Source organism: Methylobacterium soli (genome assembly GCF_008806385.1).
GTDB lineage: Bacteria > Pseudomonadota > Alphaproteobacteria > Rhizobiales > Beijerinckiaceae > Methylobacterium > Methylobacterium soli.
Window position 1 is genome coordinate 12,259 of record NZ_VZZK01000046.1, and the last position, 25,695, is coordinate 37,953.

At 61.0% G+C, this 25,695-nt stretch carries 19 protein-coding genes and 1 pseudogene; 10 read left to right on the forward strand and 10 right to left on the reverse strand.

Annotation, left to right across the window (positions count from 1 at the left end; translation table 11 throughout):
• Positions 1–11: 11 nt before the first annotated feature.
• Both F6X53_RS27710 and F6X53_RS27715 read right to left on the reverse strand, forming a co-directional pair.
• Positions 12–581: a hypothetical protein gene (locus F6X53_RS27710; RefSeq protein ID WP_151004460.1), complete on the reverse strand. Its 570-nt coding sequence runs from the start codon at positions 579–581 to the stop codon at positions 12–14.
• The gene (locus F6X53_RS27715) at positions 578–1,078 is read right to left on the reverse strand and encodes a hypothetical protein (protein ID WP_238296010.1); all 501 of its coding nucleotides are present in this window, start codon (positions 1,076–1,078) and stop codon (positions 578–580) included. The genes F6X53_RS27710 and F6X53_RS27715 overlap by 4 nt, the downstream gene beginning before the upstream one ends.
• A 350-nt stretch (positions 1,079–1,428) precedes the next feature.
• Between F6X53_RS27715 and F6X53_RS27720 the strand changes: the two genes are divergently transcribed.
• Positions 1,429–1,659, forward strand: coding sequence for a hypothetical protein (locus F6X53_RS27720; protein WP_244965629.1), 231 nt, complete (start codon positions 1,429–1,431; stop codon positions 1,657–1,659).
• A 1,689-nt stretch (positions 1,660–3,348) separates the two neighbouring features.
• Here F6X53_RS27720 and F6X53_RS27730 read toward each other — a convergent pair.
• The 3 genes from F6X53_RS27730 to F6X53_RS27740 form a co-directional block, all read right to left on the reverse strand.
• Entirely contained in the window at positions 3,349–4,458 is a 1,110-nt protein-coding gene (locus F6X53_RS27730) for a DUF4214 domain-containing protein (RefSeq protein WP_151004462.1), read from the reverse strand.
• Between the two features lie 1,052 nt (positions 4,459–5,510).
• Positions 5,511–6,566 (reverse strand): glycoside hydrolase family 19 protein, encoded by a 1,056-nt coding sequence (locus F6X53_RS27735; RefSeq protein WP_151004463.1) that lies wholly within the window; start codon positions 6,564–6,566, stop codon positions 5,511–5,513.
• Positions 6,567–6,616: 50 nt separating this feature from the next.
• Complete coding sequence (locus tag F6X53_RS27740; RefSeq protein WP_151004465.1) at positions 6,617–6,802, reverse strand: hypothetical protein; 186 nt, start codon at positions 6,800–6,802, stop codon at positions 6,617–6,619.
• Positions 6,803–7,137: 335 nt separating this feature from the next.
• On the opposite strand from F6X53_RS27740, the gene F6X53_RS27745 reads away from it, so the two are divergent.
• The 3 genes from F6X53_RS27745 (at position 7,138) to F6X53_RS27755 (ending at position 8,980) form a co-directional block, all read left to right on the forward strand.
• Positions 7,138–7,407: a hypothetical protein gene (locus tag F6X53_RS27745; RefSeq protein ID WP_151004467.1), complete on the forward strand. Its 270-nt coding sequence runs from the start codon at positions 7,138–7,140 to the stop codon at positions 7,405–7,407.
• A 177-nt stretch (positions 7,408–7,584) separates the two neighbouring features.
• Positions 7,585–7,884 carry a hypothetical protein gene (locus F6X53_RS27750; RefSeq protein ID WP_151004469.1) on the forward strand — a complete coding sequence of 100 codons (300 nt, stop codon included), beginning with the start codon at positions 7,585–7,587 and terminating at the stop codon, positions 7,882–7,884.
• A gap of 715 nt (positions 7,885–8,599) precedes the next feature.
• Positions 8,600–8,980 carry a hypothetical protein gene (locus tag F6X53_RS27755; protein WP_151004471.1) on the forward strand — a complete coding sequence of 127 codons (381 nt, stop codon included), beginning with the start codon at positions 8,600–8,602 and terminating at the stop codon, positions 8,978–8,980.
• Between the two features lie 117 nt (positions 8,981–9,097).
• Here F6X53_RS27755 and F6X53_RS27760 read toward each other — a convergent pair whose 3' ends face one another.
• From F6X53_RS27760 to F6X53_RS27775, 4 genes are all read right to left on the reverse strand, one after another.
• Positions 9,098–10,603, reverse strand: a complete 1,506-nt coding sequence (locus tag F6X53_RS27760; RefSeq protein WP_151004473.1) for an HlyD family type I secretion periplasmic adaptor subunit — start codon at positions 10,601–10,603, stop codon at positions 9,098–9,100.
• A 4-nt stretch (positions 10,604–10,607) separates the two neighbouring features.
• On the reverse strand, positions 10,608–12,341 hold the full coding sequence (locus tag F6X53_RS27765; protein ID WP_151004475.1) for a type I secretion system permease/ATPase: 1,734 nt from the start codon (positions 12,339–12,341) through the stop codon (positions 10,608–10,610).
• Between the two features lie 96 nt (positions 12,342–12,437).
• Positions 12,438–13,268 carry a SapC family protein gene (locus tag F6X53_RS27770; RefSeq protein WP_151004477.1) on the reverse strand — a complete coding sequence of 277 codons (831 nt, stop codon included), beginning with the start codon at positions 13,266–13,268 and terminating at the stop codon, positions 12,438–12,440.
• Positions 13,265–13,993: a SapC family protein gene (locus F6X53_RS27775; protein ID WP_151004479.1), complete on the reverse strand. Its 729-nt coding sequence runs from the start codon at positions 13,991–13,993 to the stop codon at positions 13,265–13,267. The genes F6X53_RS27770 and F6X53_RS27775 overlap by 4 nt, the downstream gene beginning before the upstream one ends.
• A gap of 360 nt (positions 13,994–14,353) precedes the next feature.
• Between F6X53_RS27775 and F6X53_RS27780 the strand changes: the two genes are divergently transcribed.
• The 6 genes from F6X53_RS27780 (at position 14,354) to F6X53_RS27805 (ending at position 24,767) form a co-directional block, all read left to right on the forward strand.
• Positions 14,354–15,274 carry a hypothetical protein gene (locus F6X53_RS27780; protein WP_151004481.1) on the forward strand — a complete coding sequence of 307 codons (921 nt, stop codon included), beginning with the start codon at positions 14,354–14,356 and terminating at the stop codon, positions 15,272–15,274.
• Between the two features lie 85 nt (positions 15,275–15,359).
• The gene (locus F6X53_RS27785; RefSeq protein ID WP_151004483.1) at positions 15,360–17,024 is read left to right on the forward strand and encodes a DUF4214 domain-containing protein; all 1,665 of its coding nucleotides are present in this window, start codon (positions 15,360–15,362) and stop codon (positions 17,022–17,024) included.
• Positions 17,025–17,148: 124 nt separating this feature from the next.
• Positions 17,149–17,721 (forward strand): class I SAM-dependent methyltransferase, encoded by a 573-nt coding sequence (locus F6X53_RS27790; RefSeq protein WP_151004485.1) that lies wholly within the window; start codon positions 17,149–17,151, stop codon positions 17,719–17,721.
• Positions 17,722–17,745: 24 nt separating this feature from the next.
• A complete protein-coding gene (locus F6X53_RS27795; RefSeq protein WP_151004487.1) occupies positions 17,746–18,972 on the forward strand; it encodes a glycosyltransferase in 1,227 nt (408 codons plus the stop codon).
• Positions 18,969–21,923, forward strand: coding sequence for a glycosyltransferase (locus tag F6X53_RS27800; protein ID WP_191971027.1), 2,955 nt, complete (start codon positions 18,969–18,971; stop codon positions 21,921–21,923). The genes F6X53_RS27795 and F6X53_RS27800 overlap by 4 nt, the downstream gene beginning before the upstream one ends.
• Positions 21,924–21,974: 51 nt before the next feature.
• A complete protein-coding gene (locus F6X53_RS27805) occupies positions 21,975–24,767 on the forward strand; it encodes a glycosyltransferase (protein ID WP_151004491.1) in 2,793 nt (930 codons plus the stop codon).
• A 341-nt stretch (positions 24,768–25,108) separates the two neighbouring features.
• On the opposite strand, the pseudogene F6X53_RS27810 reads toward F6X53_RS27805, so the two are convergent.
• Positions 25,109–25,567 (reverse strand): annotated as a pseudogene (locus tag F6X53_RS27810) (ATP-binding protein); the annotation flags it as partial.
• Between the last annotated feature and the right edge of the window lie 128 nt (positions 25,568–25,695).

Sequence of the window (25,695 nt, forward strand, 5' to 3'; positions counted from 1 at the left end):
TCGCGCTCGGCTCAATCCTCTGTCAGGCTCTCGAATTCGCTTCTCAGGCTGGCGTAAAGACGCCCAAGCCAGAGGCGCGCATCCGCTTCAGCAGCTTTGGCGGCCTGCATCGCGTGCTCAGCAGCCTTCGCTCGTTCGTCCGTCAAACGTGCCGCTCCTTCCGCGCGTTCAGCCCGCAGATTGGCCTGCTCAGCAGCGGCCTCGGCGATCCGCGCACGCTCCTCGGCCGCTTCGGTCTGCGACAGGCTGCGCCGGATAAGGGATTGTGACTCTCGCGTGAGTTCCTGCGCCAGGTCGCGTGCCCGCCGGACCCGCGCGCCGACATCGCGCACGAGCTGTATGGCGCCCGGCCAATCGGCTACGTCCGGGGCATGCCCCTCGGTCGTAACGTCCGGAGTTCCGGGCGTCGCGCAGGCCAGGCTGTTGCGCGGATCCCGATCGTCGAAGAGCGGCACCACGTTCTGCACGGCCGCCATGGTGGACGATGCTCTCATGACAATCTTGTCGGGGCTAAAATCGACGCTCGGACCGAAGAGCATGGCATCCAGCGCCCCCGTTATGTCGCGTGCTGCCCGGGTCATGCCGTGCGCTTCTCGGGCTGAGCAAACGCGAACTCGCTGGCGACGGTGTCGTAGACGCGCGCCAGCCACTCCTCCGCAATCCGCGCACGCTCTTCGGCGGCCCGCACCCGCTCGTCAGCAGCCTTGAGAAGCGCGTCCGCCCGTAACTGGATCTCGCGCGTATGAGTCTCCGCGGCCTTCACGCGCTCATTGGCGCTGGTGATGTCCTCGCGCACTCGCTCGAGGAGTTCCTGAACGCGCAATTCCTGTTCGTGCGCTTCGGTCTCGACTTCGCGCACACGGGTTGCGGCGCTCCGCACACGTTCGATCAGGTGAGACCACTCCTCGGGTGATGATCTGCGAGTGGGCGGCGACTTGTCCGCAATCTCGTCGGCGGGGCTGATCAGCCGCAGAACACTGCTGAGGTGGGCCTCGGAGGGATCGGCGCGATCAAGTGGCTTCAGTTCGGATGCTTGGTTCAGTATGTCATCCCACGAAAGCTTTCTACTCTTATCCACCTACGCCCCCACACGGACCGGATTGCCGCCAGGACTGCTTCCTGTTCGGGATCTGCAACCGTCCGGCACGAGGTTGCGCGCCGTTAACCATTCGTCAATTCACAGGGTCAAACGGACGGTATGAATCTCTACAAAACAATGCCGCTGTGACAGAAGTGCTACTGTCTAAAACTCGACAATGCTTCGACCCAGCATGGCTGAATGCTGTCTGACAGGCGACGAGAAGGCCCGCCACGGCGAACCGGGCGGGCTGAGGTGGGGACCTTGCTTCGAAAGGGACAACCGGCCGAATCCCGTCTGGTTCAACCCCACGGTCCCGCACCGCTGCAAACGCGAGCCCGATGAGAAGAATGCTAGTGCATTTGCCGGATCGCAGCGCTCCGGCTACAGCCGCCACCATGCAGAAGCTCGAAGCGCTCCTCGATTGCCTGACGGCCCGCCAGCGCGAACTTATCCTGGAGGCCGCTGGACGTGGCATGCTCCCACCGGATGGCTTGGTGCGGAAGATCGCCGAGCTGGAGAACGTTATCGCGGCTGTCGAGGCTGTAATGGATGAGGCGGCGGGGGACCGAGAGGCGTAGCGGTTCTCTGTGGCTGCGCCGCAGCACCCAGAGCAAGCCGGCGCTGGTAAAAGCCTGCTATGCCCCGTTGGCTTCACACTGCGTGCGCGCTCGCCCTCTACGTGGCCGTCTTGGCCGGGGTCACCCGCTCCGCGATGCGCTGGACGCTGAGTGCCGACGCACCCGCGGTCGAACACACGTAGTGTCAGAGAGTCTGACGATCCTGGCGAAGGAATCGAAGCCATGACCGACCCAGGCCGAACATGCGGCGGATGCACGGTCTGTTGCCGAATTTTGGAGATCAAAGCGCTCAGCAAGCCTGCAGGCATCCTGTGCGAGCATAACACCGGCAGGGCGTGCGGGATCTACCATGAGCGCCCGGAGACATGCGCGCGCTGGTACTGCCTCTGGCGCAGGATCGACGCTTTGCCAGATGAGCTGAGGCCTGATCGGTCAGGAGTGGTGTTCACGTTAGAAAGTCGACCGCCGGGTGATAGTGCTTCTGAAGGAGCCTGTATTGTGTGTCGCGCTGTGGACGGGGGGCGCGCCTTTGATCAGTGGGAGGTGGTCGAGGCGTTCGCCATGTTTATCCGAGAGGGATCATTGCCAGTGTGGAGGGCGTCCACCCAATCTGCGACCTTGATGTACCCTGGTCCAACCGGCATGAGCTGAGTCACAGTCAGCGCGCCGAAGTCCCGGCATTGTTGCAGTCCATCTGTGGTGTCTCGTCTAGTCGTTGAGTAGGTATCCTACGAGTATCCGGCTCATCGTAGGAGATTGCCTCGCCATACAATTGGAAAAGCTAGTCGCGGCCTTTGACAGGCTTGCGACAGAAGCGATAGCTCTTATCAACGGCGCGCTTGGATATCGGTTCGACAGCAGGGAGTCGCCCAAGCCCTGGCGCAATCGACCAACGAAAAGCCCCGAGAGCCGTGAGGCTGCGGGGCTGAGTGCAAAGGAAGAACAGGGTGTGGCCCCGCCAGCGGATCGGGGGAGAAATGCCGGCGGGGCCGTGTCAGATGAGCAGCACCTAACGCCATCACTCTGCCCGCTCGTAGCGGGCCTGACACTCACGCAGGTGAAACGGGGTTGGAAATAAAGAGCCCCGCGCCTGGGTGTCGCGGGGCTGAGTCCGAGTGCAACGTTCGCGGTAGGAAGGCCCCGCCAGGCGCTATCGGGAAATGGAGTGCCGGCGGGGCCTACGTCGGGCTGATGGACCTGACACCCGGAAAACTCGATCCGGCCGATGGCCAGCGCTTCCACAAATGTTGGGCGCCGACCGCACGGAAAAGCCCCGCGCCAGGGGCTGCGGGGCGAAGCCGAGGGGGGTCGTCCGGCTGACTGCGATCGGAAGATGAGCAGTCAGCAGGGCCGTGTCGGGAGTCAAAACCGACCACCTCACCTTGCGCCTTCATCGCCGAGCGGCAACTCACATGGATCAGGTTCGGAGCGCACGAAAAAGCCCGCGCCGGCGGGGGTGTGCCGGGCGGGCTGAGGTTTCTCTCTGGGCATCACCCTCAGCACCGATGAGCTCGAAGATGCTGACGGGCCTGTTGTCGGCAAGAGAACCGACCCGGCTACCGTCCTCCTAACCCGGTAAGCTTGGCTCTAACAAATGTGGGGTCACAGGCGCGAAAAAGCCCGCGCCGGCGAGCCGGGCGGGCTGAGAGATATTATGGATGTGAGCGCCTTTCCTCAGGCTACTTCGGCTCAGGCAACGCTATAGTCGAGCAGGATGCCGTTTTGCAATTGGGCATCGGTCTGGTTGTGGTTCTCCACGCTCTCGGAGAACCCGGTGAGAACCGTGGCGCGATCCTGGGCATGGGTCGCGAGCTGGTTGGTCCAGTAGGCAAAGCCGCCGGCATCCGGCGCTCGGTGCAGCGTGTTGGCGTACAGAGCTGTGACGTAGCTCTGGTCGGAGAGGTTGGCGCCATACTTCTGCTGAAACTCGGTCGAGTTCAGGAAGATCTGCGCGTCGTCGTGGAGGCTCAGGCCCGAGTCGAGCGAGCTGACATGGAACTTCAGGCCGCCGGCATCCGGGGCGCGGTCAAGAGCGGCCTGGTAAAGGCGGAAACCCTGACCGGCGTTGCCGTTGAAGTCGAGGGCCAGCGCCTTGCTGTCGGAGAAGCCGATGCGCTCGACCTGCATCAGGTAGTCGATCTCCCCGGTACTCTTGTTTTGAAGAGCCAGCACCCCGTTCTGCGAAGCGGCATTGTAGGAGCTGATGGGGCCACTCACCAGGAACGAGTCGAGGCCGGCCCCGCCATCGACCATGTCATTGCCGCCGTTGCCGACGATCACGTCGCGGCCGCCCAGGCCCTTGATCGTGTCATTGCCGTTCGTGCCATCGAGCCTGTCGGCCCCTTCCGTGCCCGTGATCACCTGACCAGGGGTACCCGGATTGATAGGAACCGTGCCACCTCCACCGCCCGTGCCCCCGCCTGCTCCGCCGGTGAGCACTCCAGTAAGAGTGCCGACGGTGCCCAGAAGGGCGTCGACAGTGTCGGGAATCAGGCCGCCGCCGTTTCCGCTCGTCCCGCCACCCAGGAGGCCGCCTAGCAGGCCACCGTTCCCGCCGGTAAGCCCGGTGCCCAGATCGATCCCGAGATCAATCACGGGCGAGGTCGGCGTAGCAGCTGTGGTTCCGACAGTGCCGTCGATCGCGATGACGGAGGTTGTGCCGCCGGCGCCGATACCGATGTTGGCGAGGCTCCCGAGATCTAGATTGAGAATGGTGCCGTTGTTCGACGTGCCATTACCGAGAAGACCGTTGAGAGTGTTGTCAACTGTCCCCAAAAGACCACCGAGAAGAGATGCCATGACACGATCCTTTTGCTAAAGTTTTAGCGGTGCTACCTCGCTCAGCTATATTGGAGAGGGGAATTGGTTTCGCGAAACCCGCGAATTTGGAAAGATCCTTTCCGGGCGGCATGTTGGGAAAACCGCCCTTGACACCCTACAAATGCCGGCGGTCTGCCCTACAGCGCAGAATGCCCGCTGAGTCCTACCCCGCGACCAAAAGTGAAAAGCCCCGCGAGCCGTTAGGCTGCGGGGCTAAGTGAGCTTCGTACACTGTGCGAGGGTTAGATCCCGTGCGAAGCCTGCCGGCTGTGTCAGACCGGCTCGTCAGTTTCACGCCGGCTGACGGTGAGAGCTATCTCCGATCTCCGAAAACTGTTTCCCGGAGCGCATCGAAAAGCCTGCCGCGGCGAACCGGACGGGCTGCGTAGCTGTCGTGGAGGGTGGCCCCGCCAGCCATGTGGGGGGCTGGCCAGCGGGTCCGTGCCGGGAGTCAAAGCCGACGACGGCACAATCTAATCGGGCGCGATATTCCGCCTTCGCAAATGTGAAGTTCGGAACGCACTTGGCATCACGCAATACTGCGTAGTTCACCACCGGAAGAGATCGGACGACAGATACATTTGTAATAACGGGTACGCACAAAAACGTGCGTCAGTTCGGTTACTGACGAACAGTGTGGGGTCTCTCATGAACTCTGATATGAGAAAGTTTTTGGAAGCACTGGCAGGGCACGAAGGACCTATTGCGGTTCGCTCCCTCGGAATTGGCTGCACGGTTCGACAGGGGATAGCACGTCAGGATGCGCGCCGCCTTGGATATGCAATCTTCCAGGCCGGGTGCTGGACCATCACGACACTCGGAAGGATGGCACTTCTGGGCATCGCGGGCAGACGAGCGGCATAAGAAAAGCCCGCCACGGAAAACCGGGCGGGCTGAAGTTGAACTTGCCTTCCAGGAACAACGGGCCGAACAGCGCCCGGTTCAACCCCACCGATCCCGCACCGCCGCCGCGACCGCGAGGCCGATGAGGATGCCGGCGAGGAGCGCCATGGCGAGGTGGCTTGAGGTGATCATTGCTCACTCATCCGGCGCGGCAGGATCTCGAATTCGAGCGGCGGCAGCACGCTGACGATCGACCAGCCCATCGCTCGCTGAAGCGGGTTGCAGTCGTAGGCCAGCACGCCGTAGAGCCGCCCGCGCCCGGGCATGGCGTCGAGGGGGATGAATGGACCGATCGTCTCCTCCTCACGGCCCATCTCGCCGTAGGCGTCGAAGCGCTCGGCCTCGTAGTCGAGGCGCCGGCCGCCACCGTCGATCATCCACCAGCGACGCGTTAGCTCGCACTGGCGGTCACGCTGGCGGATGCCGTGGATCAGGATGCGCTCGCCGACATGCACCTGCCGGTTCGGGTTGCCGACCATGTAGTAGCCGAGGTCGCGCAGGCGCTTCTGGATCGCCTCCACCTCGTAGCGGGCCAAGCTCTGCTCGGCCCAGTTGCTGGGTGCCACGGACATGCGATCGCTCTTCGGTTTGGCGGGGGTAGTAGGCGCCGGAGCGGGCGCTGCGGTGACGCCGAGTTCGGCCTTCGCCCGCTTCAGCGCCGCCTTGCGGTCGGCCAGCCCGTTCGTGCCGCCGTTGATCTTCTTCGCGACCGCGACAACGTCATCGGCATCGGCCAACGCGTTCAGCCCGCGCGTGTCCCAGAACCAGAATGCCGCCATCAGCGCCCAGGGAAACTCCGCGAGCTTCTCGGGCTCGGCCTCGAAGTCGAGCGCCTCCGGGTAGCGGCGCTGGATCCAGGCGGTGAAGGCGCGGTAGTTGTCCCGGCCGGTGATTTGGTTGGGGCCGCGCCCGCGGTAGCGGCTGCCGTCGCCGGGCTGCGTGTTGCCGAGGTCCTTCCGGCCCTCGTAGCGCTTCTGCGCCGCGGTCGGCCCCCAGATCTCCCGGACGTACTTGAAGCCGGCGCTCTCGTGCGCGAGCTGCGCGAAGAAGTGCGCCTGCCGCAGGGGTGTCGTCAGCCCGAAGGCCGCGGCCAGCGGGTTGAAGCTCTCCGCGATCTTGGCGGCGAACGGCGCGGTGCCGCCCGCGATCGCGCGCAGCTGCGCGGCCGTGATGGTCCCGGTCATCAGGTTCTCGCAATATCAGAAGGTGCGCGGCGACCGGCCGGCTCGGGTGTTCAGAAGTCGCCGAGCGCCGTGGCAAGCGTCAGAGCCACCGCAGTGAGCGCGAAGCACACGCCGAAAAGTATTGCGAGGTCGCCGGCTGTTCTCTCGGCGTTCGATTGGCCGCGCTCGCCGAGAATGGCGCCCCAGACGAGCAGGAGGGCCGCGAAACCTGCAAAGAGGGCGGCCGGGATCAGCATAGGGCAACCGCCGAGCGAACGCAGGATTATGCGCCCTGCGACGCCCGTTTGACTATGTGTCGCGCCACTCTCCGACCCCTGAGCGGTGCGACAGGCGGGCCGGTCGTTTGCCAACCGATCGCGGCCGGCCCGCTGCCTCTGAGGTGCGACGCTCAGCCCGGCAAGCTCAGCCACATCACGGCAGCGGCGATCAGGAGCACCGTGCCGGCCGTGAGGGCATGGGTGATCAGCTCGCGGCGGCGCGCGGTTTCGAGGTCGTGAGGCATGAGAATTACTCACCCTACGGGCGCGGATCGCACATGCTAGGTTCGCTTTACCGATGGGGGAAGCGAACGATGACAGCGCTGGAGACCCTGTGCTCGGAACTGACGGCGACCGTTCATTCGGATCTCGCCGTGGCTCATCCCAGCAGCCTGGAAGAGTTGCGGCAGATAGCGCTGGCCTCCGCGTTATCGCTGGCACCTCAGATGGCACCCTTCATCGAGATCAAGCTCAGTCCCTTTGAGCCGCAGACAGTGACGGTGGGCATCACGTGGTACGCACCGTCGAAAGATTGGCAGCCCCAGCCGCCGGGGCGCCCTGCGGCGGGAAGGCCAGCGGCGTGAACGTGGCTCGCATGAGAGAGCCTTCGGCACACCCGAGAGACCAGCGATACTGGCGGAGACGTAGGTGGTTAGGCATCCGCAGGAGTGCGGCGGATCCCTAAGCCGGGCCCGCGAATTGTATGGCCGGCGACAAAAGGCGTGGACGCCGATGTTGGGCTCGTCGCTGGAGGGACCGCTATGCGCTCTGTTGTGGCCGTGCTTGGATTGCTGTGGGCTGCCACCTCAGCCGCCGAGGCTAAGACGCAGCCCAAGCCAGCGACCGTTTCGACGCAGTCAGGTCAGCCCGAATCGATCCAGCAGCAGATTGAGCGGAAGTCAGAGCGGGCGCTTAAGGAAGCGCAGGAGCAGGAAGCGCGTTTCGATGCAGCTGTGCGCAAGGCCACGAACTCGATCTGCTCTGGCTGCGGCGGAATTGCAGAGCCTTCGCTGAGCCGCGACCGTGCCGGACGTTTGGCAGGGCGAGCTGGTTCTGAGTGACTGCCCACAGTCGAGTGGCCAACCGCCAGCGACAGTCGGAAACCATAATCGCGCGGGCGTGATTGGCCGAACTTAGCCAGTGGGCATACCCAAGATGCGGGGCCGCATTAGCTTCCTCGCGGTACCCGAACCCCTCCCACTCACGGGCCCACTCCGTTGGTCGCCATTTTTCGTTGGGCGAGGAATAGGTTGTGAACTTTGTTGACGTGGTAGCCCGCAGCGTCGCTCTGGCGGCCTGCGTCGCCGAAGCCCTGTATGGTTCGGCCGAGCCGACGGTGTGCCTCAGCGCTGATTCGTCGAAGCAGTGGCGCGGACGGTCGCGCAGGCCTCGTCGAACTCGAACCCGAGACAGAACAACGTATTATTGCCGAAATTGGCTATGGCCCTAAGCATCCCTGTGGTAGTAAAAGAACCTCATAGCTAGTCATTTAGCCTGAATCTCGATTCTCAGGTTGCTGTAGATCAGTATTTTGTAGAGTTCATCGCGCAATTTATCGGATCGGAGGGCTAGCCAGGGTGCCCCGCGCCCAGAGCTTTGGGGGTTATCCAAGAACCGCTGCCGCAGCGGATGACGTCGGGATCCCGTGCCGGCACATCGCATCCGCCCACTCTTCGATCATGCCATGCTGTCAATGCCTCAAGCCAGCTTCAGCACTATGCACGCGCGGCCGATGCGTGCGACGATGGGCCCTCACTCGGATAATGGACAACACGGATGAGCGACCACAACAGGCTGGGAGCGATCACGATTGAGGCGACTCCTGATGGCGCGATCGCCCTCCGGGTTAGCCGGCCCCTTGGCCCAGACGCCGTGCTGCCGCTCACACGCGATGCGGCAATTGGCATTGCACAGAGAATCTTAGAAGTTGCGACCGCCCTTGCAGGGGAGGCCGGACAGAATGGACCGACTTTTGCCGTGAATCGATGGATCGCCGGACGCCATCCTTTGACGAAAGATCCGCTCGTTCAGCTGACAGCGGGGGGCAACATCAACTTCCAATTTATGTTCCCCGTTCAAACCGCGGCGGAACTCGGCCATAAACTCCTTGAGCTAGGGTCTACGCCTGACCGATCTGCATTGGGTAAACCGAACTGAGTCAAAACAGATTAGCCGTCCAAGAATAAGGTTTAAGATAGGCAGCAACTAGTCGAGACATCAAACCGTCAGACGGCTGCGGGAGTTGAAGAAAGCTTCATTTTGTGAAGAGGCGCTTCAGTCCTTGTCTTTCATGGCGCGTCGTGTTGCTCTAGCAAGTGGCGCCACGAGGTATTGCAGCAGTGTGCGCGAGCCTGTTGCGATGTAAACCTCGGAGGGCATGCCAGCGACGAGCTTGGTTCGGATATCTTCTGGCACTGTCGCGTGATCAACTCTAACCTCTCCAGCAAAAAATGCATCGCCTTTCTCATCCTTGACTTGATCCCTTGATACGCTCTTCAGCTCGCCCAGCATAACAGGAATGGTTTTGGTGTGAAATGACGGAAACGTAACTTCAGACTCTAGTCCGGGGGCAACCGCATCGGCGTCGATAGGCGAGATCTTGACACGGATCACCAGCTCTTCATCAAGGGGAGCAATGTCCAGAACGCTGTCGCCGGGCCGAATCACGCCGCCTGGCGTGAAGAACTTCATGCCCTGAACTGTACCCGCCTGTGGCGCTCGGATCGTCGTTCGTTTCAGTTGATCCTCAGCCACGAACAGGCGCTCATTGACCTCTCCGAGTTGGCGCCGAGCATCGACAATGTCGTTGGCCACCGTCTGCTGAAATTGCTGCTGCGCTTGCCACTTCTCGGCGCGAATGCCGAGGAGGCCTTGTTCGCTGCGTGCGATATCGCTCTCGGTACGTCCGACAGCACCCTCAAGACGGCTTTTTTCGCGCTCGAGGGCCTTGAGGCGTGAGAGCGCGACGAGGTTTTTGGCGTAGAGGGAGCGCACGCCAACAAGCTCCGCATCGATGTGCCCGGCCTGCTGCACATTCGCCTCGCGATCGGCACGAAGGCCTTCGATCTGCCGCTGCGTTTCCAGCGCTTTCGAAGACAGAATGGCGATCTGGGACTGGAGCGTTGCTCGCCGCTGCTGGAAGTTCGCTCGCTCGTCGTCAATTGCGCGTTTCACGACGAGGTTCTCCGACTGCTTGAGAACCTCGTCGGGGAAGGATAGCTGCGACGCATCAGTTCGCTCCGCCACAAGGCGCGCCTCGCGCGCCACGAGGGCAGCCCGCTGATTGATCAGGAGCTCCAGGTTGGTGCGAGCTTGAGTCTGGTCGAGTTGGTAGAGGATCTGGCCCAGTTGGACGCTGTCGCCATCGCGTACCTTGATGTCCTGGATGATCCCACCCTCGAGATGCTGAATGGTTTTGCGGCTGGACTCAGCGGAAACGACTCCTTGCGCGACGACGGCGCTCGTGAGCTGAGCGACCGATGACCAGCCCCCAAGGCCGATGAACGCGAAGGCGACAATCGCGTAGCCCGTCCATGAGGCTGCGCGCCAGTTGCTGGATACGGCCGGAGCATCAAGGGCGCGGCCGGCATCGACCTGGTCTTGCTCCCGCAGACCTGAGGTATCGGTCGCCGCAGAAGCCGCTGCCGTTGAGATCGGCGTCTCGGACGAGGCGACCAGCGCCCGCGTGCTGCGTCCCCGTCCCGTCACCCAGGCGGATGAGAGATGCCAAAGACGTTTGAGCCGGCTCGGGCTGTCGTTGGAAGAGGGCAGACGGTCCATGGTCTTAACTCGCACTCACCCCGACAGGTTTTAGTTTTACTTGTGCCACGGGAGCAGCGGTCCCACGCCTGAGCTTCTGCAGCACCTCATCACGGGTGCCGAAATGCGCCACGGAACCGGCATCGAGAACGAGAACTCTGTCGGCGGCGGCGAGAAGGCCGGCCTTGTGCGTGATCACCACGATTGTTGTCCCGAGCTGTCGCAGTTTGGCAATCGCCACCTGCAGTAGGTCGTCGCCCGTTGCGTCGAGATTCGAATTTGGCTCGTCGAGGATGATCAGGGCTGGATCTCCGTAGACGGCGCGCGCCAGTGCGATGCGCTGGCGTTGCCCGCCCGACAGCGCCACGCCGCCATCGCCGACGCGGGTATTGTAGCCTTCCGGCAATGACTGGATCAGGTCGTGCGTGCCCGCCAACGCCGAGGCTGCCAAGACCTTGGCGTGGTCGGGCGTTTCCAGGCGGGCGATATTCTCCGCAATCGTCCCCTCGAACAATTCAACGTCCTGCGGCACGTAGCCAACGTGCCGTCCGAGTTCATGCGGGTCCCAATGTCCCACCTCAGCTCCATCGAGCCGCACGGTACCGGTCACGGCGGGCCACAGGCCGATGAGCACGCGCGCGAGAGTCGATTTGCCCGCAGCACTCGGTCCGACAATGGCCAAAACGGATCCTGCATCAATCGCGAAGGTAATGTTGCGCAGGATGGGTTTGGTCACGCCCGGGGGCCCAGCATAGACCCCCTCGACCGACAATTGCCCCTGCGGATCCGCGAGGCGCATGCGTCGATCCGCCTCGACGTTCGAGAGCAGATCCTGAAGACGTCCATAGGCGGCCCGGGTGCGCCCGAAGCTGCGCCAGTTCTGCATCATGTGCTCGACCGGCAGGATCGAGCGCGACACCAGGATATTGATCGCGAAAATTACCGCGGGTGAGATCTCACGCTCAATCGCCAAATAGGCTGCGAGCGCCAGGGTGGACATCGAGATGACCTGCCTGACGAACTTGGTGGCCGAGAGGAGAAGGCCCGATTTGTCACTCCCTGCAGCCTGCCAATTAACCGCATCGGCGTGCATGCGCGCCCAGCGCCGTGTGACAGCCGGAACCATGCCCATCGCCCAGATGGCCTCACCATTGCGATGCGAGGCCATCATCAAGCTCTCAGCGCGGGTGTTTAGGGGACCTGACTGGCTGAGTGCCGGGCGGCTCACAAACTCGTTCGCGATGCTGAGACCGATGGTGATGAGGCAGGCAAAGATCGCCATCCCACCGAAGTAGGGGTGGATCAAAAAGCAGCCGAAAATGAAGATCGGCGTCCAAGGAGCATCGCAGAAAGCGAAGATTGCGCTGCCGGAAAAGAAGTCCCGAATCTGATTGACATCCCGCACGCCCTGATGCTGCGAGGTCTGCCGTCGCGTGACTGCGGCGCGAAACGCAGACGCGAAGACGGTGCTGGCGAGCATCTCATCGATCCTGAGGCCCACCCGGACCAGGACGCGGGTGCGTACGGCCTCGAGGGCGCCGTAGATCCCCGTCAGGAAGACCGCGACCACGAACAGGGCAATGAGGGTCTCGACGCTGCGTGTCGGGAGCGCCCGGGAATAGAGGTTGATCATAAACAACGGGGCAACGAAGAGGAGAAGATTGATGCAAAGACTGAACAGGGCCACGCCACCGATGGCCGGAGCGATCGCGCGGAGTACCCGTTGAAGCGGGTTCGGGGGGGGCGGGGGGCGGTGCATCAAAAAAATTCAGCGTCTCATGGAGCGAGCCGACAGCACGACTCTGTTGCATTGGCGGTCAAGCGCAATTGAGTGTCGAACTCGATCGCGCGAGATTTAGAACCGAATTGTATCGTCCTCGACAAGCCAACTCGTCTCCTGCTCGCTCGGGGAGAGCAGAATGGCATCAACATCGCTGCTCGGCGCCAGAGCTGCCAGCGACCGTTTAGGGTGTATTCCAGACCCCATCGAAAACTCTGCGACCAAGGCCAATTCGACGGCCATCACGGAGTGCGCCATCCAGTCAGCCAGACGCGTCCCGAACTCCGAACGAAGGGCCTCTGGAGAAATGGCCAACAACGGCGCTTTCATGTCGAGTCCGGCGATGGCTGGATCATTTCTGTCGAAAGGCTTGAGAAGACCCGCTTGATCCAAGTGCCCGGCAGCCTCAGCCAAGGCACCTCGCCCGTTCCAGGCCGCGCGCAACTCGCGACGGACCTGGGCGAGAGCGTCGCTCTCCTTGTTCCCGGCTTCGAAGAACGCGTAGGCTTGGTCGGCCCCAACGCAACAGGGATCGAGCTGAACGACGTCTCTCCCCGTCTCATCCTCCGTGTGAAAGGGGTGAAGACGCAGCACCAGCGGGAGATAGGTCGCAGTTTCCAAACCCATCTCAGGCACGCCGGCATCCGCAGGCCCGGCGTCGGATGACAGGCGGCTTGGTAGAAGCGCTGTTGGACGAACGCTGCTGCCAAAACGCTCGAACGCGATGCGATACTCATGTGAGACACGGTGCAGCTCCGATCGCGTGATCGGCACCGACGAATTGGCGTCCTCCCAGCGCGGATTGCATGAGAACGCCCATCGCAATCCGGCGAGCTGATCCGGACAGAGCTCAAGGCGCGCGAATTCTGTGTTCGCCGGACGGGAATGCGCGGAGGCGCTCATCATAAGGAGGCCTCGGACTGCGCGATGAAGGAGGCAGCATCATCTGCCATGCGCACGCGTGTGGCGCGATGCTGATGAACAAGTCGCTGCATGGTGAACAGCGAGAGTTCATGCGCCACGAGCAGCCGAACCACGTCAAGGTCGCTGTCGAGCTTAGCCTCGCGCAGCCGCTGCCAGCGTAACATTGAATCGCGGGTGACGATCGCGAGGCCCGTGAGCGCCACCCGGTGACCGCCGATTGTGAGATCAACGTCCCAGGGATCGAGAAGGTGGTGCGTCGCGAGTGTTTCCGTCAAAGCGCGGGTCCGAGCCCGGTCGTGCAGGAAAATCTGGAGCGCGTTCAGGCGCCGTTGCATCTCGGACGAGGCCTCGCCCGCTTCCGTGAAGGCTGGTTGACCCGCATAGGCTGGAGGCAAGGACCGATCAATCATCAAAGCATGCCGCGCGTCGCCCGTGTCAGCTGCCGCGAACGGGAAAGCCTCGACCAGCAGCGGGCGCACGGGCAGTTCCGTCCCGGAAACATCGTCCGGAGCGAGGCTGCGCAAAGCGATCAGTTCAAGACCCGATGCCAATCGGCGCCAAATGATCGGATAGAAGCGCGCCAGGAGGGAAGCTTCTCGCATCACCAATGGTACAGCTTGGCGCAGGTGGCGGCCGCCATACTCTACCTCACGATAGAGCTCGAAAGCATCCTCTTCCTCTCGAAATTCTCGCAAGTCAGTGTACATTGAAGCTTCACGATTCACACGAGTGTGTCACAATAGGCGTCAGAAAATATGCAATAAGACAAGTATCATTAAACTCATTTAATTGTTCTTTTGAGGCGCCTGCTAAAGCAACAAGGTCCACCTTCAATTGAACATTTTCACGCCATTGTGACAAAACGGCGACGGTCCGTTGAATTGTGGCCGCGAAGCGGCTTAACGAGGTTCTCGGGGGAGGGAAGGAAATTAAATTTTGTTGCCAACTTGTGCGTGTATCGGTACAGGAATGCACTGACTCCCGCCAGCCGCAAAGTGGTTTGCGGGGGGTAAAAAGAGGGGAAGGCAGTGTCGGGTGGGGGTGAGCTTCGAGCCGTAACGCGCGTTTTGACGCTCAAGTCCGGCTTGTATCTGCTGCGGTACGTGAGTGCCGACGACAGGCGCTACCCGCCCCGCGTGCTGGTGGCCGTGGATCCCGATCAGTCGGACGGGCTCTCGTTCCAGCCTATGCCAGGCCGTGTGCATAACCTGTTGCGAAAGCCTGGTGAGGTTCTGATCGTGTCGGTTGACGGTGAGGCGCGCCTGCTGGTGTCGACCTTGCGCGAGGCGGCTGGGATTTCCGATACGATCGTGCTCAAGGTCGATCGGCTGGATGGAGCGGAAACTGCGTCTGCCCCGGTCATGCGCGGTGCTCTGCCAGGCCCAGTGCCGCCGGCGGCACCGGCACCGGCTCCGCTGCCCGCCCGGGCGCTGCGGCTCGGAGCTCATATCGAGCGCGTCGGGGACATGATCGTTGATAGTCCCGACTGGATCGGGAGTGAGACGAGTCGGGCCCGGATCGAGGGGCTTTCACTGTTTTGGCCGAACCGGCCAGAAGGTATCGACATTGAGTACTCTGTCTCACTGCTCGGTCGTGGACGCTTGCCGAACACACTGACAGGCGGGTTTGTCGGCAGCCGCGGTCAAGGTCGGGCCATCAACGGGATCTTCATGAACCTCGTCGGTCCCCGGGCCGCGGGGTACCGGCTGGTGGCGGAGGCAATCTTCAGCGACGGGACCCGCAACAGCTCGCGCGATGGCGGCGTGCAGCTCTTCGGCCCGACCGGGCGCGAATATCTCGTCGGGCTCTCGATTAACCTTGAGGAAGTGGCGATGCAGGACGCTGTCGCGCAGCCGCGAATCTTCCGGAGCGAGAGTGCGGCATTCTCGTCGCCACATGTCCTTCATCAGGACGCGTCCAATGTTTCCGACCTGCCGCGGTTACCGCCGCGCCTGCAGATCCGTCGTCCCCTACGCAGCGGCGGATAGTAGGGCCTACCAGCGCGCTGGGAGGCAATAGCCGAGCGGCGTATCAAGATTTCCAGTCTGGTTGATTAAACGAAGAGGTTAAGGGATGACCGTCGCAGTTGAGACCCCTGGCGGAGGAACCGCACCTCCAGGATTTGCTGCCGCCGCGAGCGCGGCCCTTGCCGCAGCTGGATTCGGCAGCGGGACCGTGCCGGTCACCGAGGTGGGGCCGAACTCTCCGGCCAACGCGTCCGTCGCTGACGCGAGTGTGTCGGGAACCTACACGAACACGAAGGGCTCTGCTGTCGTCGGCGTCACGGGCAACAACATCAACGTGCAGAACGCTGATGCGGGCACCCCTCAGACTGCCCTGCTCACGGGCAGCAACAACACCTACACGGGTGGTTTCGGGACGACCCAGGCTTTCGTGACCGGCAACAACAACAAGATCGGTCTCGGCGGCGGTAGCGATACCGTGTCGGCTGACGCGAGTGCGACCGGTAACAAGGTCGATGGTGGTACGGGCGCGGACATCTTCACGTTCTCCGGCGGCAACACGGCTCCGGCCGCGAATTCGGCTGCGCCGAGCGCGGTCGTGAGTGGCGTCTCGAACGTGGCTAAAATCACGACCGATGCACAGGGTCACATCGTGGTGACGTCGACCTCCGGTGGTTCGGCGACCCTGTCGGGTGTGGAGTACATCCGTCTGTCCGAGACCAGCGTCGCGGCGATCGTCCAGAATGCCGATCAGGCTGCGGTCGCGCGCCTCTACGAGGCGGTCCTCGGCCGCACCGTCGATCAGGCTGGCTTCGAAAGCTGGAAGACTGCCCTCGAGGGTGGCCGCAGCGTTTCGCAGATTGCCAGCGACATTCTGAACAGCGCCGAGGGTCAGGCAAAGCTGGCAGCGATGGACACGACGAAGTTCGTGACGACGCTCTACGATCAGCTGCTCGAGCGAGCCCCTGATACGGGCGGGCTTCAGGGCTGGGTCAACGCGATCGATCACGGCGGCCTCTCCCGTGCCGACGTGGCTCTGGCCTTCGCCAACTCGGCCGAAGGTGCGACCGTGACGAACGGGAATCACACGGTCATTCTGAACGCGCCGATCTTGGCATCCTCCACGACCGATGCAGCCGGTCATCTCACCGTCACTTCGGGAGCTGGTGATGAGCTGCTTCGCGGCGGAGCCAAGAGCGACCTCCTGATCCTCGGCGACGGCTCCGACACGGTCGATGGCGGCGCCGGCTTCGATCAGGTTCAGATCAACGAGCCGCTGGCGAACTACGCCACCCGCGTGGAAGGCAACAAGTTCGTTGTCACGAACCTCCAGACCACGGCCGAGACGACGATCCAGAACGCCGAGTACATCAAGTTTGGTGACGCGGTCGTGATCAACGCCTCGACGTCGGATGAGGCCGTGATCGCCCGCATGTACCACGCCGTTCTCGATCGTTCGGCCGATGCTGGTGGCCTCGAGAGCTTCTGGACAGCCGATCATGCCGGCGCCTCGCTGAACAATCTCGCGGACGTATTCCTGGGCAGCGCCGAGTTCCAGGCTCAGCACGGGAATTTGACGAACTCCGAGTTTGTGACGCTGATGTACGACAATATGATGCATCGAGCACCCGACGCGGCGGGCCTGAACCACTTCGTGAGCCTCCTCGACAACGGCTCGATCTCGAAGGCCGACGTTGTTGTAACCTTCGCCGCATCGGCTGAGGCGGAGGCCAAGACGGCTGGTACGATCCACATCATCACCGACCACATCTGAGTGATCTGATCGGCGTAGCGGAAGGCCGGACCCTTGGTCCGGCCTTCTTTGCTTGTTAGGAGGCCGCAGCCGCGGGTTGTCGGCCTAGCGTTGTCTCCACCATGGCTCGGGAAACGGCCGGCTCGTGAAAATTGTCCTCAACATCGGTTCAGGCCCGCACAACCCGGCCCGCATGCATCCGTTCTTTCGGGAGGGGGATGCGTGGCGCCAGGTGCGGGTCGACATTGATCCGTATGTTGAACCTGACGTCGTCGCCTCGGCGGTCGATCTTTCGGCCTTCGCGAGCGGCAGCGTCGACGCGGTATGGTCCTCGCATCATCTAGAGCATCTCTATGAGCACGAAGCCGCGCAGGCTCTCAGCGAGTTCCGGCGTGTGCTGCGCCCCACGGGCTTTGCGCTTCTCACGACACCAGATCTCGCCGCAGTGGCGGAACTGATCGCGCAGGGACGCGCGGAGGACATTGCCTATCGCTCCCCTGCGGGTCCTGTGACCGCCATGGACATGCTCTACGGCTTCCGTCCGGCTCTGAGAGCGGGGCGCGCCTACATGGCGCATCGGACCGGCTACACCGCAGATCGATTATACCGCGCTCTGGAGGACGCCGGTTTTCCTCGGGCCCAAGTTCGGCCTGGCGCGCGCTATGATCTTTGGGCTGCTGCTTTTATGGAGGATGCCACGATTGAGGTCCGTCTCTGACGGAGACCTCTCCGCAGGCAATCCATGACACAGGTTCTGTTCGTCCATCAGAATTTTCCCGGTCAGTTTGGTCCGATCGTCGGGGCTCTGCGCGCAGCCGGCGGCTTTCGCCTCGCGGCGATCGGCCGGCGCCTCCACGCGCCACAGGGCTTTTCCTACTATCCCTACACGCTCGAACCCGTTGCCACGTCCGGCAGCTCCGTTGTTGATACTCTGACGCAACGTGCCGCGGCCGCGGAGGCGGTCGCCGAGCAAGGACGCCGCTTGAAGCAGGACGGTTTTAATCCCGACGTGATCCTGGTTCACGCAGGGTGGGGGGAGGGTCTGTTCCTGCGCGATCTGTTTCCGCAAGCGCGGATCGTCTGCTACTGTGAGTATTATTATGGTCGCACCGGCAGTGATCTGACCTTTGACCCCGAGTTCTTCCTCGCATCCGACGACGTTCTGCATCGTCTGCGCGGCGCCAACGCGCTCTCGCTCGCGACAATGGACGATGCTGACATCTGTGTTGCACCGACCGCCTGGCAGAAGTCGACCTTCCCGACTGAGTTCGCCTCCAAGATCGCGGTGCTGCACGAGGGCATCGACATCGATGCCTTCGTGACCATGGAGCCGCGACCAATGCGGTTTGCGCAAACCGGAATCGAGATCACCCCCGGGTCACCGGTGGTGACTTACGTGGCTCGCACTCTTGAGCCCTATCGTGGCTTTCACACCTTCATGCGCGCGCTGCCTGCGCTTCTCGCGCAGGAGCCGGAGGTTCAGGTTCTCATCATCGGGAAGGTGAGGGGAGGGTACGGACCAAGCCCCCCGGACGGGCGTACCTGGCGCCAGGTGTTCTCCGAGGAACTCGAAGGGCGCCTCGATCCGGCACGCATTCACTTCCTCGGTTGGGCCAGCCGCGAGGTCTACGCCAACTGCCTGCGCCTATCGCGCGTCCACGCGTATCTGACGTACCCGTTCGTGCTCTCCTGGTCGCTCCTAGAAGCGATGGCGGCGGGGTGCGCAATCGTCGCATCGGATACCGCTCCGGTGCGCGAGGTTCTGCAGGACCGGGAGACCGCACGCCTCGTGGACTTCTTCCAGCCGGTAGATTGGGCCGGACAGATCCGCGAACTCCTGCACGCGACCGAACAGCGGCAGCAGCTTGGAATGGCCGCGCGTCTCGCCGTGATTGAGCAGGGTCTCACACGGAAGGCTTGTGCCGCCCGATGGCTCGAGCTCATCCGCTCCCTCGCAGGTCGAACATGACGATCGAGAAATTCAATCGCTTCCTTCGCATTGATGACGGGGCTCTGGGGCTCAGCGAAGCCGGTGTCGTGGTCACTCTCGAGGATGGGGATGTGCTTGCCTGCGGGCATAGCCGTGACGAGGAGGGTCAGCTGCTCCTGCAATTGCCGGACGAGGCTTTCACGAGACGACCGAACCGGGTGTTCGTCGATGTGGGGGAGGGGGATACCCGAGCGCGGGCGGTCTTCGCGGTCGGTCCCGACGCCATCGAGGGGTGCCTTGAGCGGGTGTCGCTGGGGCTTCTGCGTGGCTGGTGCTCCCGCCAAGTGCTCGACGGCGCACTGGAGGAATCCGACTTCGCGTTGAGCGTGGATGGGTACGACGTCCCTGCGGCCGTCACGTTCCAGTACCGACGCGACCTATTGGAGCGTAGCCTCAACGGCGGCTTCGATGGGTTCGCGATCGCTTTGCCGAGCGGCGTCTTCGACGGAGAAGCGCACGAGTTCGCTCTGCGTGTCCGTGGGGCTGCTCTCACATCGGCGATCGTGGGCTACCGATTTCAGCCGATCGGCTGCCTCGAAACGGTGGAGCCGGGGCGTGTGGCTGGATGGTGCTATGAGCCAGGCGCGACACCGAACGAGTCTTTGCGGCTGCAGGTGATCACCGATTCCGGATCCACACTCACGGTGCAGGCCGATCGACCTGCCGCGTTTGAGGCTGGCGAGCGCGGCGATCGGCGCGCGAGCGACTTCGCAGTGGCGCTCGCCGGCGGCGCGCGGGCCGTGCGCATCGCGCCGAACTTCGCACCGAGCATCGACCTCTTTCGCCCAAGCGTCTTCGTTCCGATGGTTGATCAGGTCGAAGCCGTCAGCCGCATCGCCGCCGCTGTTCGTTCGGGCACAACCCTTGAGCCGACCGACGCGCAGTGGCTTCGCAGTGTCGGGTTCGATGCGATTCTGGCGTCCCTTCGATCCGGCGGCAGTCATGCACCGGTCAGAGTTGCGGGGGCCTTCGCAGTCGGTCGCCAAGAGGCTGACCCTGCGCAGTGGGACACGGTCACGCCTCGACATGTGACGATCGTCGTACCGGTCTACGACGATCTCGGTGCCACACAGGCGTGCCTCGAGTCCTTGGCAGGGTCCGAGCTCCCGGAAGAGGCGCGTGTCGTCGTCATCAATGATGCAACGCCGAATGCCGATCTGGCCACTTACCTCGGTCACTTCTGTCCGGCCCACGGCTTCGCTCTACAGCGCCATCGCGTCAACCGCGGCTTTGTTGCAACCGTGAACGAGGGCATCGTGCTCGCCGGGCAGGACGACGTCGTGCTTCTCAATGCCGACACTAAGGTACCAGCGGGATGGCTCCAACGCCTTCGAGCGCATGCGGAAAAACACCCTGAGGCCGGCAGCATCACGCCGATGTCGAACAATGCGACGATTCTGAGTTGGCCGTTGGCGAACGAAGAAAATCCATGCCCGAGCTTTGACGAGACGATCAGGCTGGACCGCCTGTTCCAAGAACAGAACAGCGACCGAGTCGTCGATCTCCCGACGGGGCATGGCTTCTGCATGTACCTCACGCGAGCGGCCCTCGACGAAGTCGGCGGCCTCGACCCGATCTGGGGGCGCGGCTACGGCGAGGAGAACGACTGGTGTTTGCGCGCATCCGCGCATGGCTTCCGACATCTTGCGGCCTGTGACACGTTCGTCGCACACGAAGGCAGTAAATCCTTCGGCGCTAGCAAGAAGGCGCTAGTGGAGAGAAACGCGGGCATTCTTTTGCGGCGCTACCCAGAATACCACGAACTGATCCAGAATTTTCTGCGCCGCGACCCGATGAACGAGGCCCGGAACGCGGTCGCGCTCGCACGGTTGTCTGAGCTCCGTGCTAATCTGACACTGCACCTCGTCAACCATCTTGGAGGCGGTGTTCAGCGCTACGTTCTCGATGCCAGCATATCGCAGTACAAGGAAGGCGCGCTTCCACTTTTCCTGACGAGGGTTCAGGCGGCCGAGACAGTTGCGGATCCGGATTATGAGATCCGGAGCTTCTCGCCGGTCTTGCACTTGCGCTTCAGCGCATCGCAGATGCCGGATGTCGTCAGTCATCTCGAAGCTGCAGGTCTGACTACAATCCACCTCCATACGCTGGCGGGCGTTGATTTTCGTATCCTGCCAGCACTGTTCGGGGCTTCGGCCGAGATCACTACGACGCTTCATGATTACAGCTGGACGTGTCCCCGCGTGTTTCTCCTTCAAGGCCGCTCAAACTTCTGCGGCCAGCCACCCAGTGACGTTTGCGATACCTGTATCGCAAAATTCGGGGCGCATCCGAATATCGAATTCAAAGGAATGTTCAATTCCGTCGCAGAGTATCGAACATTTACCGGCAGCATATTAAATCAGTCTGATACTGTTGTGGCGGTTTCCGATGACGTTTCGCGTCGAGTTCTAAAAATCCACACTGATTTGGTGGTAGCCAGATCACATAATGCTGATCTGGATAGATTGCCGCAACTCAGTTTCCCTCGGCCGCGGCTCGGCAGGCGGAGGATAGCGGTACCTGGAGCGATTGGCGACCATAAAGGATATGAGCTTTTGCTGGAAACCGCGCGCGCTGCCATGGCCGCCCACACCGATCTCTGTTTCGTAGTGGTCGGATTTACGAAGGACGACGAGACGTTGTGTGCGGTGGGGAATGTTGAGATAACCGGAGCGTTTCCGCCTGGTCACGGAGCGCGCTTGTTAATCCAATCCAGGGCCGAAATTGGGCTTCTACTTAGCCCATGGCCAGAGACATACAGCTACACGCTGTCAGATTGTTGGGAGGCAGGTCTCCCCGTCGCATGTTTGGATATCGGTGCACCAGCTCAGCGCGTGCGAAGCTGCAACGGTGGATGGGTCATTGATCCAAGCGTCAGCGGAGCGGGTCTGGCGGATAGTCTAAGTGCTATATTGTATGACAGCTGTTAAGTTGCCACGGTTATATGCTAACGAAATTCTAGAGTTGCGAAGGTCCGACAGATGCAAAATGACGACCGTACTCACATCAAGAATAGCACAGATTTTGCTGGGACACGAGCCGGCGATGGTTCTGTAAAGCGGCAAGAAGTTACCGATCTCAGCACGATCCATGCCGATGTTTCGTCAGCGCTCGGTACGACTGAAGTACCGAACCAAGGGTCTGGACTAGTGCAGCAAAGACTTGAGTTAGATCAGTATGTTGATGGACGGTTTGTCAGAGGAGAATCGGATAGCCTTAGCGGTTCGAACCTCGAACAACCGCCCTCATTTGGCGTGGAAGCGTCTACGACCGAAGCGGAGACGCGCGACTTGGTTGGCTACCTAGAAGCAGTCAAAGGCGGGATTCTTCATGGATGGGCGATCTCTAGGGCACGCCCCTTTGAACCAGTGATCGTTCAATGCATTATCAATGGGCAACCCGTTGCTCAAGCTCTGGCAGATCAGGAACGCAAGGATGTTCAAGCCGCGGGCTACGGAACTGCCCGATGCGGATTCACATTCGACTTACGTCGATTCTTGGATGCACACAATAACAAATCTCCTCTATCTATTGAAGTCCTCGGTGGTCACAAATCCTTAGTGCCTCTTGGACGTTGGAACTCCGATTGGGGCGCTAAGCATGGATTGTATGAAAAACCCGATGAGTTTAAGCGGAGAAAGCTCGTATCTCAAATACTTCATCTATTGAGTCGCGCGACCACGGAGCGCCGTATGAGAGATGCCGAGACACCTGAGGTCGATGATAGTATCAGCCCTTGTGAAAATTCTGGTCAAAATGTAGAGGGAAGTTTCGACAAACTCTTTGGGCCATCCTCTGTTCCCGAAAGCAAGCGGGAGCTCGACTCTCCGACTGCGCGTCGCATCTCAAGCTACCTCGATTATGTCCGATATCGCTACAAAGTAGACCAGAGCTTCCAGCTAGATTTGGCCTCCAGCGAATACGAGAACTTCCTCCGCTGGTATCTAGAAGTATACATTCCTCTCCGAAACTGGAGACGTGCGCCGCTAGGGGCGCAGGAGTTGCACTTTCTGAATGGGCCGGCGTCGCAACGTCCGGCCACAAGAGCTATGTCTTATTTTTTCTCGCATTGGACCGGCTTCAATGGCCAACTACCGGATACAAAGGAGGCTCGATTTGAGCTTGCTTATTGGTGGTCCGTCGAATTTGCTCCGAGCATTTATGTCGAAGATTGTTTGGTTCCGGAATGGTGCGTGGAGGCCCTTTCACAAACGAGCGTAGGATGGCGCGGAAAGCCATTTCCGCTGAACGTTTTTATGGAACGTTACTTCAATAGAAATGTTGACCTGCATTACCTTGATATGTCCATTCCTGTTGACCGATTTATGCTCTATGTGTACTTTATGTTTATTGGGTTGTCGCGCCCAGATCTATTGAGGTTTATGCCCTCTGAGTCCGTTCAATTGCTATTGGGCCCATCAGATGGCGGCAGCACTTCGTCCGAGCTCTCCTTTCTTTTGGATGAAGTCATAGGGCTTCCCGCGGGCATCTTCTCGGAAAAGGATTTGTATAGGGAAACGAAACTGCGCATGTTCGATCTTAAGCGCATGAGATTCACGACAGTCTCATCGAAGGGGCATCGTGTAGCCTCTTCTGCACTGCCGCTGCCTATAGGGCACGCGGACCCAGAAGAAGTGCAGTTAATCGGACCTTTTCAAAAGGCATCGGGATTGGGTCAAGCCGCCCGCCTTTCAGCTCAAATGATTGAGCTGTCTGGTTTCAAGGCCCATGCAGTTGACTTCGGCATCGACAATCCTGCGCCTGAAGGGTTTAGTACAGCGTTCGAACATGGCTGCCTTAAACGGGCGAAGGTGAATCTGCTGCATCTCAACGCGGAGTCTATTCCACTAGCTTTTGCCTATATGCCAGACATCTTTACGGGTAGCTATAACATCGGGTATTTTTATTGGGAACTTGATAGCCCCGCGAATTGTCATTATCTAGCCCTAGATCTTCTCGATGAGATTTGGGTGTCCTCTGAATATTGTAAAGATATTTACGCGCAGTTCACTTCAAAACCAGTAATAAATGTGGGGATGTGCGCGGAAACACTGAAGGACGTTTCAAGAGCGGAATCGAAATCGTTCGTTCGCGAAAAATTCGGATTTACGGATGAAGTTTTTATCTTTTTGGCCGCTTTCGACTCATTTTCCTTTGTACAGAGGAAAAACCCGGTTTCGGTAGTTCGTGCCTTTCGGGCTGCATTTCCTAACGAAAAAAATGTTAGATTGGTACTCAAGACGCATAATCGTCAGTTTGTTTCAGATCCTCAGCAGGATCGCATTTGGAAAGCTGTAGAAGAGGAGGTAGAGGAGGACGATCGTATTTTCTTTCTTAATGAGACTCTGCAATATTCTGATTTACGCAAACTCAAAGCGGGTGTGGATTGCTATATTTCATTACATCGCTCTGAAGGTTGGGGTTTCGGAATGATTGAATCGATGGCGTCTGGTATTCCTGTTGTAGCAACGGCTTATTCGGGGAATATGGATTTTTGTAACGGGGATAATTGCTTCCTTGTTGAGTACGACGAGGCTTTCGTGCGGAGCTCGGACTATATCTTTGTAGTTGCAGGACAGAAATGGGCAGAGCCCCAGATCGGGTCAGCTGTCGAGCAAATGCGCCGCGTTTATTGGGATGAAGCCGAACGGAACAAAAGGGTACAAGCCGCGTCCCATTTTGTTGACAGATATTTCGGGCCGCGAGCAATTTCATCGCGATATGGCGATAGAATTCGCAATGTCATGTCATTTAGGGGGGCGGGTATAGAGTAAAGCGCTCGAACATGTTCTTCCGACATCGGAATTGACGAGCGTTTCTTCTTGCAATAGGTGAGCGTGCAGCGCTGCGCGCTTAGTCTGGCGTTCACCGACCCGGACCTCCTTATTAGTAAGTTTGGGCTCTTCGTCGACAAAGCTCGCGACCTCGGCCTGCTCGGCTTTCTCAAGCGGGGCAGGGTGTCTTTGTGCGTATTCCGACGAAGCCGGCCGGGGATTCCGATTTGAAGCCGGCCGTCATTCCGAGGCGAAGCCGGCCACCGGTCCGATCTGAAGCCGGCCAGTGACGGGGCGCTCCCGCAGGTCTTGGGTGAAGATCACGAGGTTGGTCTGACAGGTCAAGCGGCGGGCTCGGCCGCCTTGCGTTTGCGCAGGCTCTCGCCAGCGAGTTCGATGCGGTGCGCGTTGTGCAGCAGCCGGTCGAGGACGGCATCGGCGAGCGTGGGGATGCCGATGATCTCGTACCAGCGGTCGACCGGCACCTGGCTGGTGATCAGGGTCGAGCCGGCGTCGTAGCGGTCCTCGACGATCTCCAGGAGATCGCGCGCCTGTTCGGGCAGGAGCGGCTCGGGGCCCCAATCGTCGAGGATCAGCAGGTTCGCCTTCGCGATCTGGCGCAGCAGACGGCCGTAGCGGCCATCGCCACGCGCGAGGCTCAGCGCCGCAAACAGGCGCGGAACTCGGTAGTACAGGACCGAGAGGTCGTCCCGGCAGGCCTTGTGCCCGAGCGCGCAGGCCAGCCAGCTCTTGCCCACGCCGCAGGGGCCGGTGATCACGAGATTGCGCCGGGTCCGGATCGGCGCCTGGCGCTGGTCGCAGCAGGAGCAGCGCCTCGGGCACGTTGGACTTGCACCGGTTTAGTGGCTCTTCGTCATTTCGTGTGGCATTCCCGCGCGTTCTCCGATCGTGCGAGCATGACGGAGCT

Coding starts and splice junctions, on each gene's coding strand:
- F6X53_RS27710 (WP_151004460.1), bottom strand. CDS start 581: ATGACCCGGGCAGCACGCGACATAACGGGGGCGCTGGATGCCATGCTC.
- F6X53_RS27720 (WP_244965629.1), top strand. CDS start 1,429: ATGCTAGTGCATTTGCCGGATCGCAGCGCTCCGGCTACAGCCGCCACC.
- F6X53_RS27730 (WP_151004462.1), bottom strand. CDS start 4,458: ATGGCATCTCTTCTCGGTGGTCTTTTGGGGACAGTTGACAACACTCTC.
- F6X53_RS27735 (WP_151004463.1), bottom strand. CDS start 6,566: ATGACCGGGACCATCACGGCCGCGCAGCTGCGCGCGATCGCGGGCGGC.
- F6X53_RS27740 (WP_151004465.1), bottom strand. CDS start 6,802: ATGCTGATCCCGGCCGCCCTCTTTGCAGGTTTCGCGGCCCTCCTGCTC.
- F6X53_RS27745 (WP_151004467.1), top strand. CDS start 7,138: ATGACAGCGCTGGAGACCCTGTGCTCGGAACTGACGGCGACCGTTCAT.
- F6X53_RS27750 (WP_151004469.1), top strand. CDS start 7,585: ATGCGCTCTGTTGTGGCCGTGCTTGGATTGCTGTGGGCTGCCACCTCA.
- F6X53_RS27755 (WP_151004471.1), top strand. CDS start 8,600: ATGAGCGACCACAACAGGCTGGGAGCGATCACGATTGAGGCGACTCCT.
- F6X53_RS27760 (WP_151004473.1), bottom strand. CDS start 10,603: ATGGACCGTCTGCCCTCTTCCAACGACAGCCCGAGCCGGCTCAAACGT.
- F6X53_RS27765 (WP_151004475.1), bottom strand. CDS start 12,341: ATGCACCGCCCCCCGCCCCCCCCGAACCCGCTTCAACGGGTACTCCGC.
- F6X53_RS27770 (WP_151004477.1), bottom strand. CDS start 13,268: ATGATGAGCGCCTCCGCGCATTCCCGTCCGGCGAACACAGAATTCGCG.
- F6X53_RS27775 (WP_151004479.1), bottom strand. CDS start 13,993: ATGTACACTGACTTGCGAGAATTTCGAGAGGAAGAGGATGCTTTCGAG.
- F6X53_RS27785 (WP_151004483.1), top strand. CDS start 15,360: ATGACCGTCGCAGTTGAGACCCCTGGCGGAGGAACCGCACCTCCAGGA.
- F6X53_RS27795 (WP_151004487.1), top strand. CDS start 17,746: ATGACACAGGTTCTGTTCGTCCATCAGAATTTTCCCGGTCAGTTTGGT.
- F6X53_RS27800 (WP_191971027.1), top strand. CDS start 18,969: ATGACGATCGAGAAATTCAATCGCTTCCTTCGCATTGATGACGGGGCT.
- F6X53_RS27805 (WP_151004491.1), top strand. CDS start 21,975: ATGCAAAATGACGACCGTACTCACATCAAGAATAGCACAGATTTTGCT.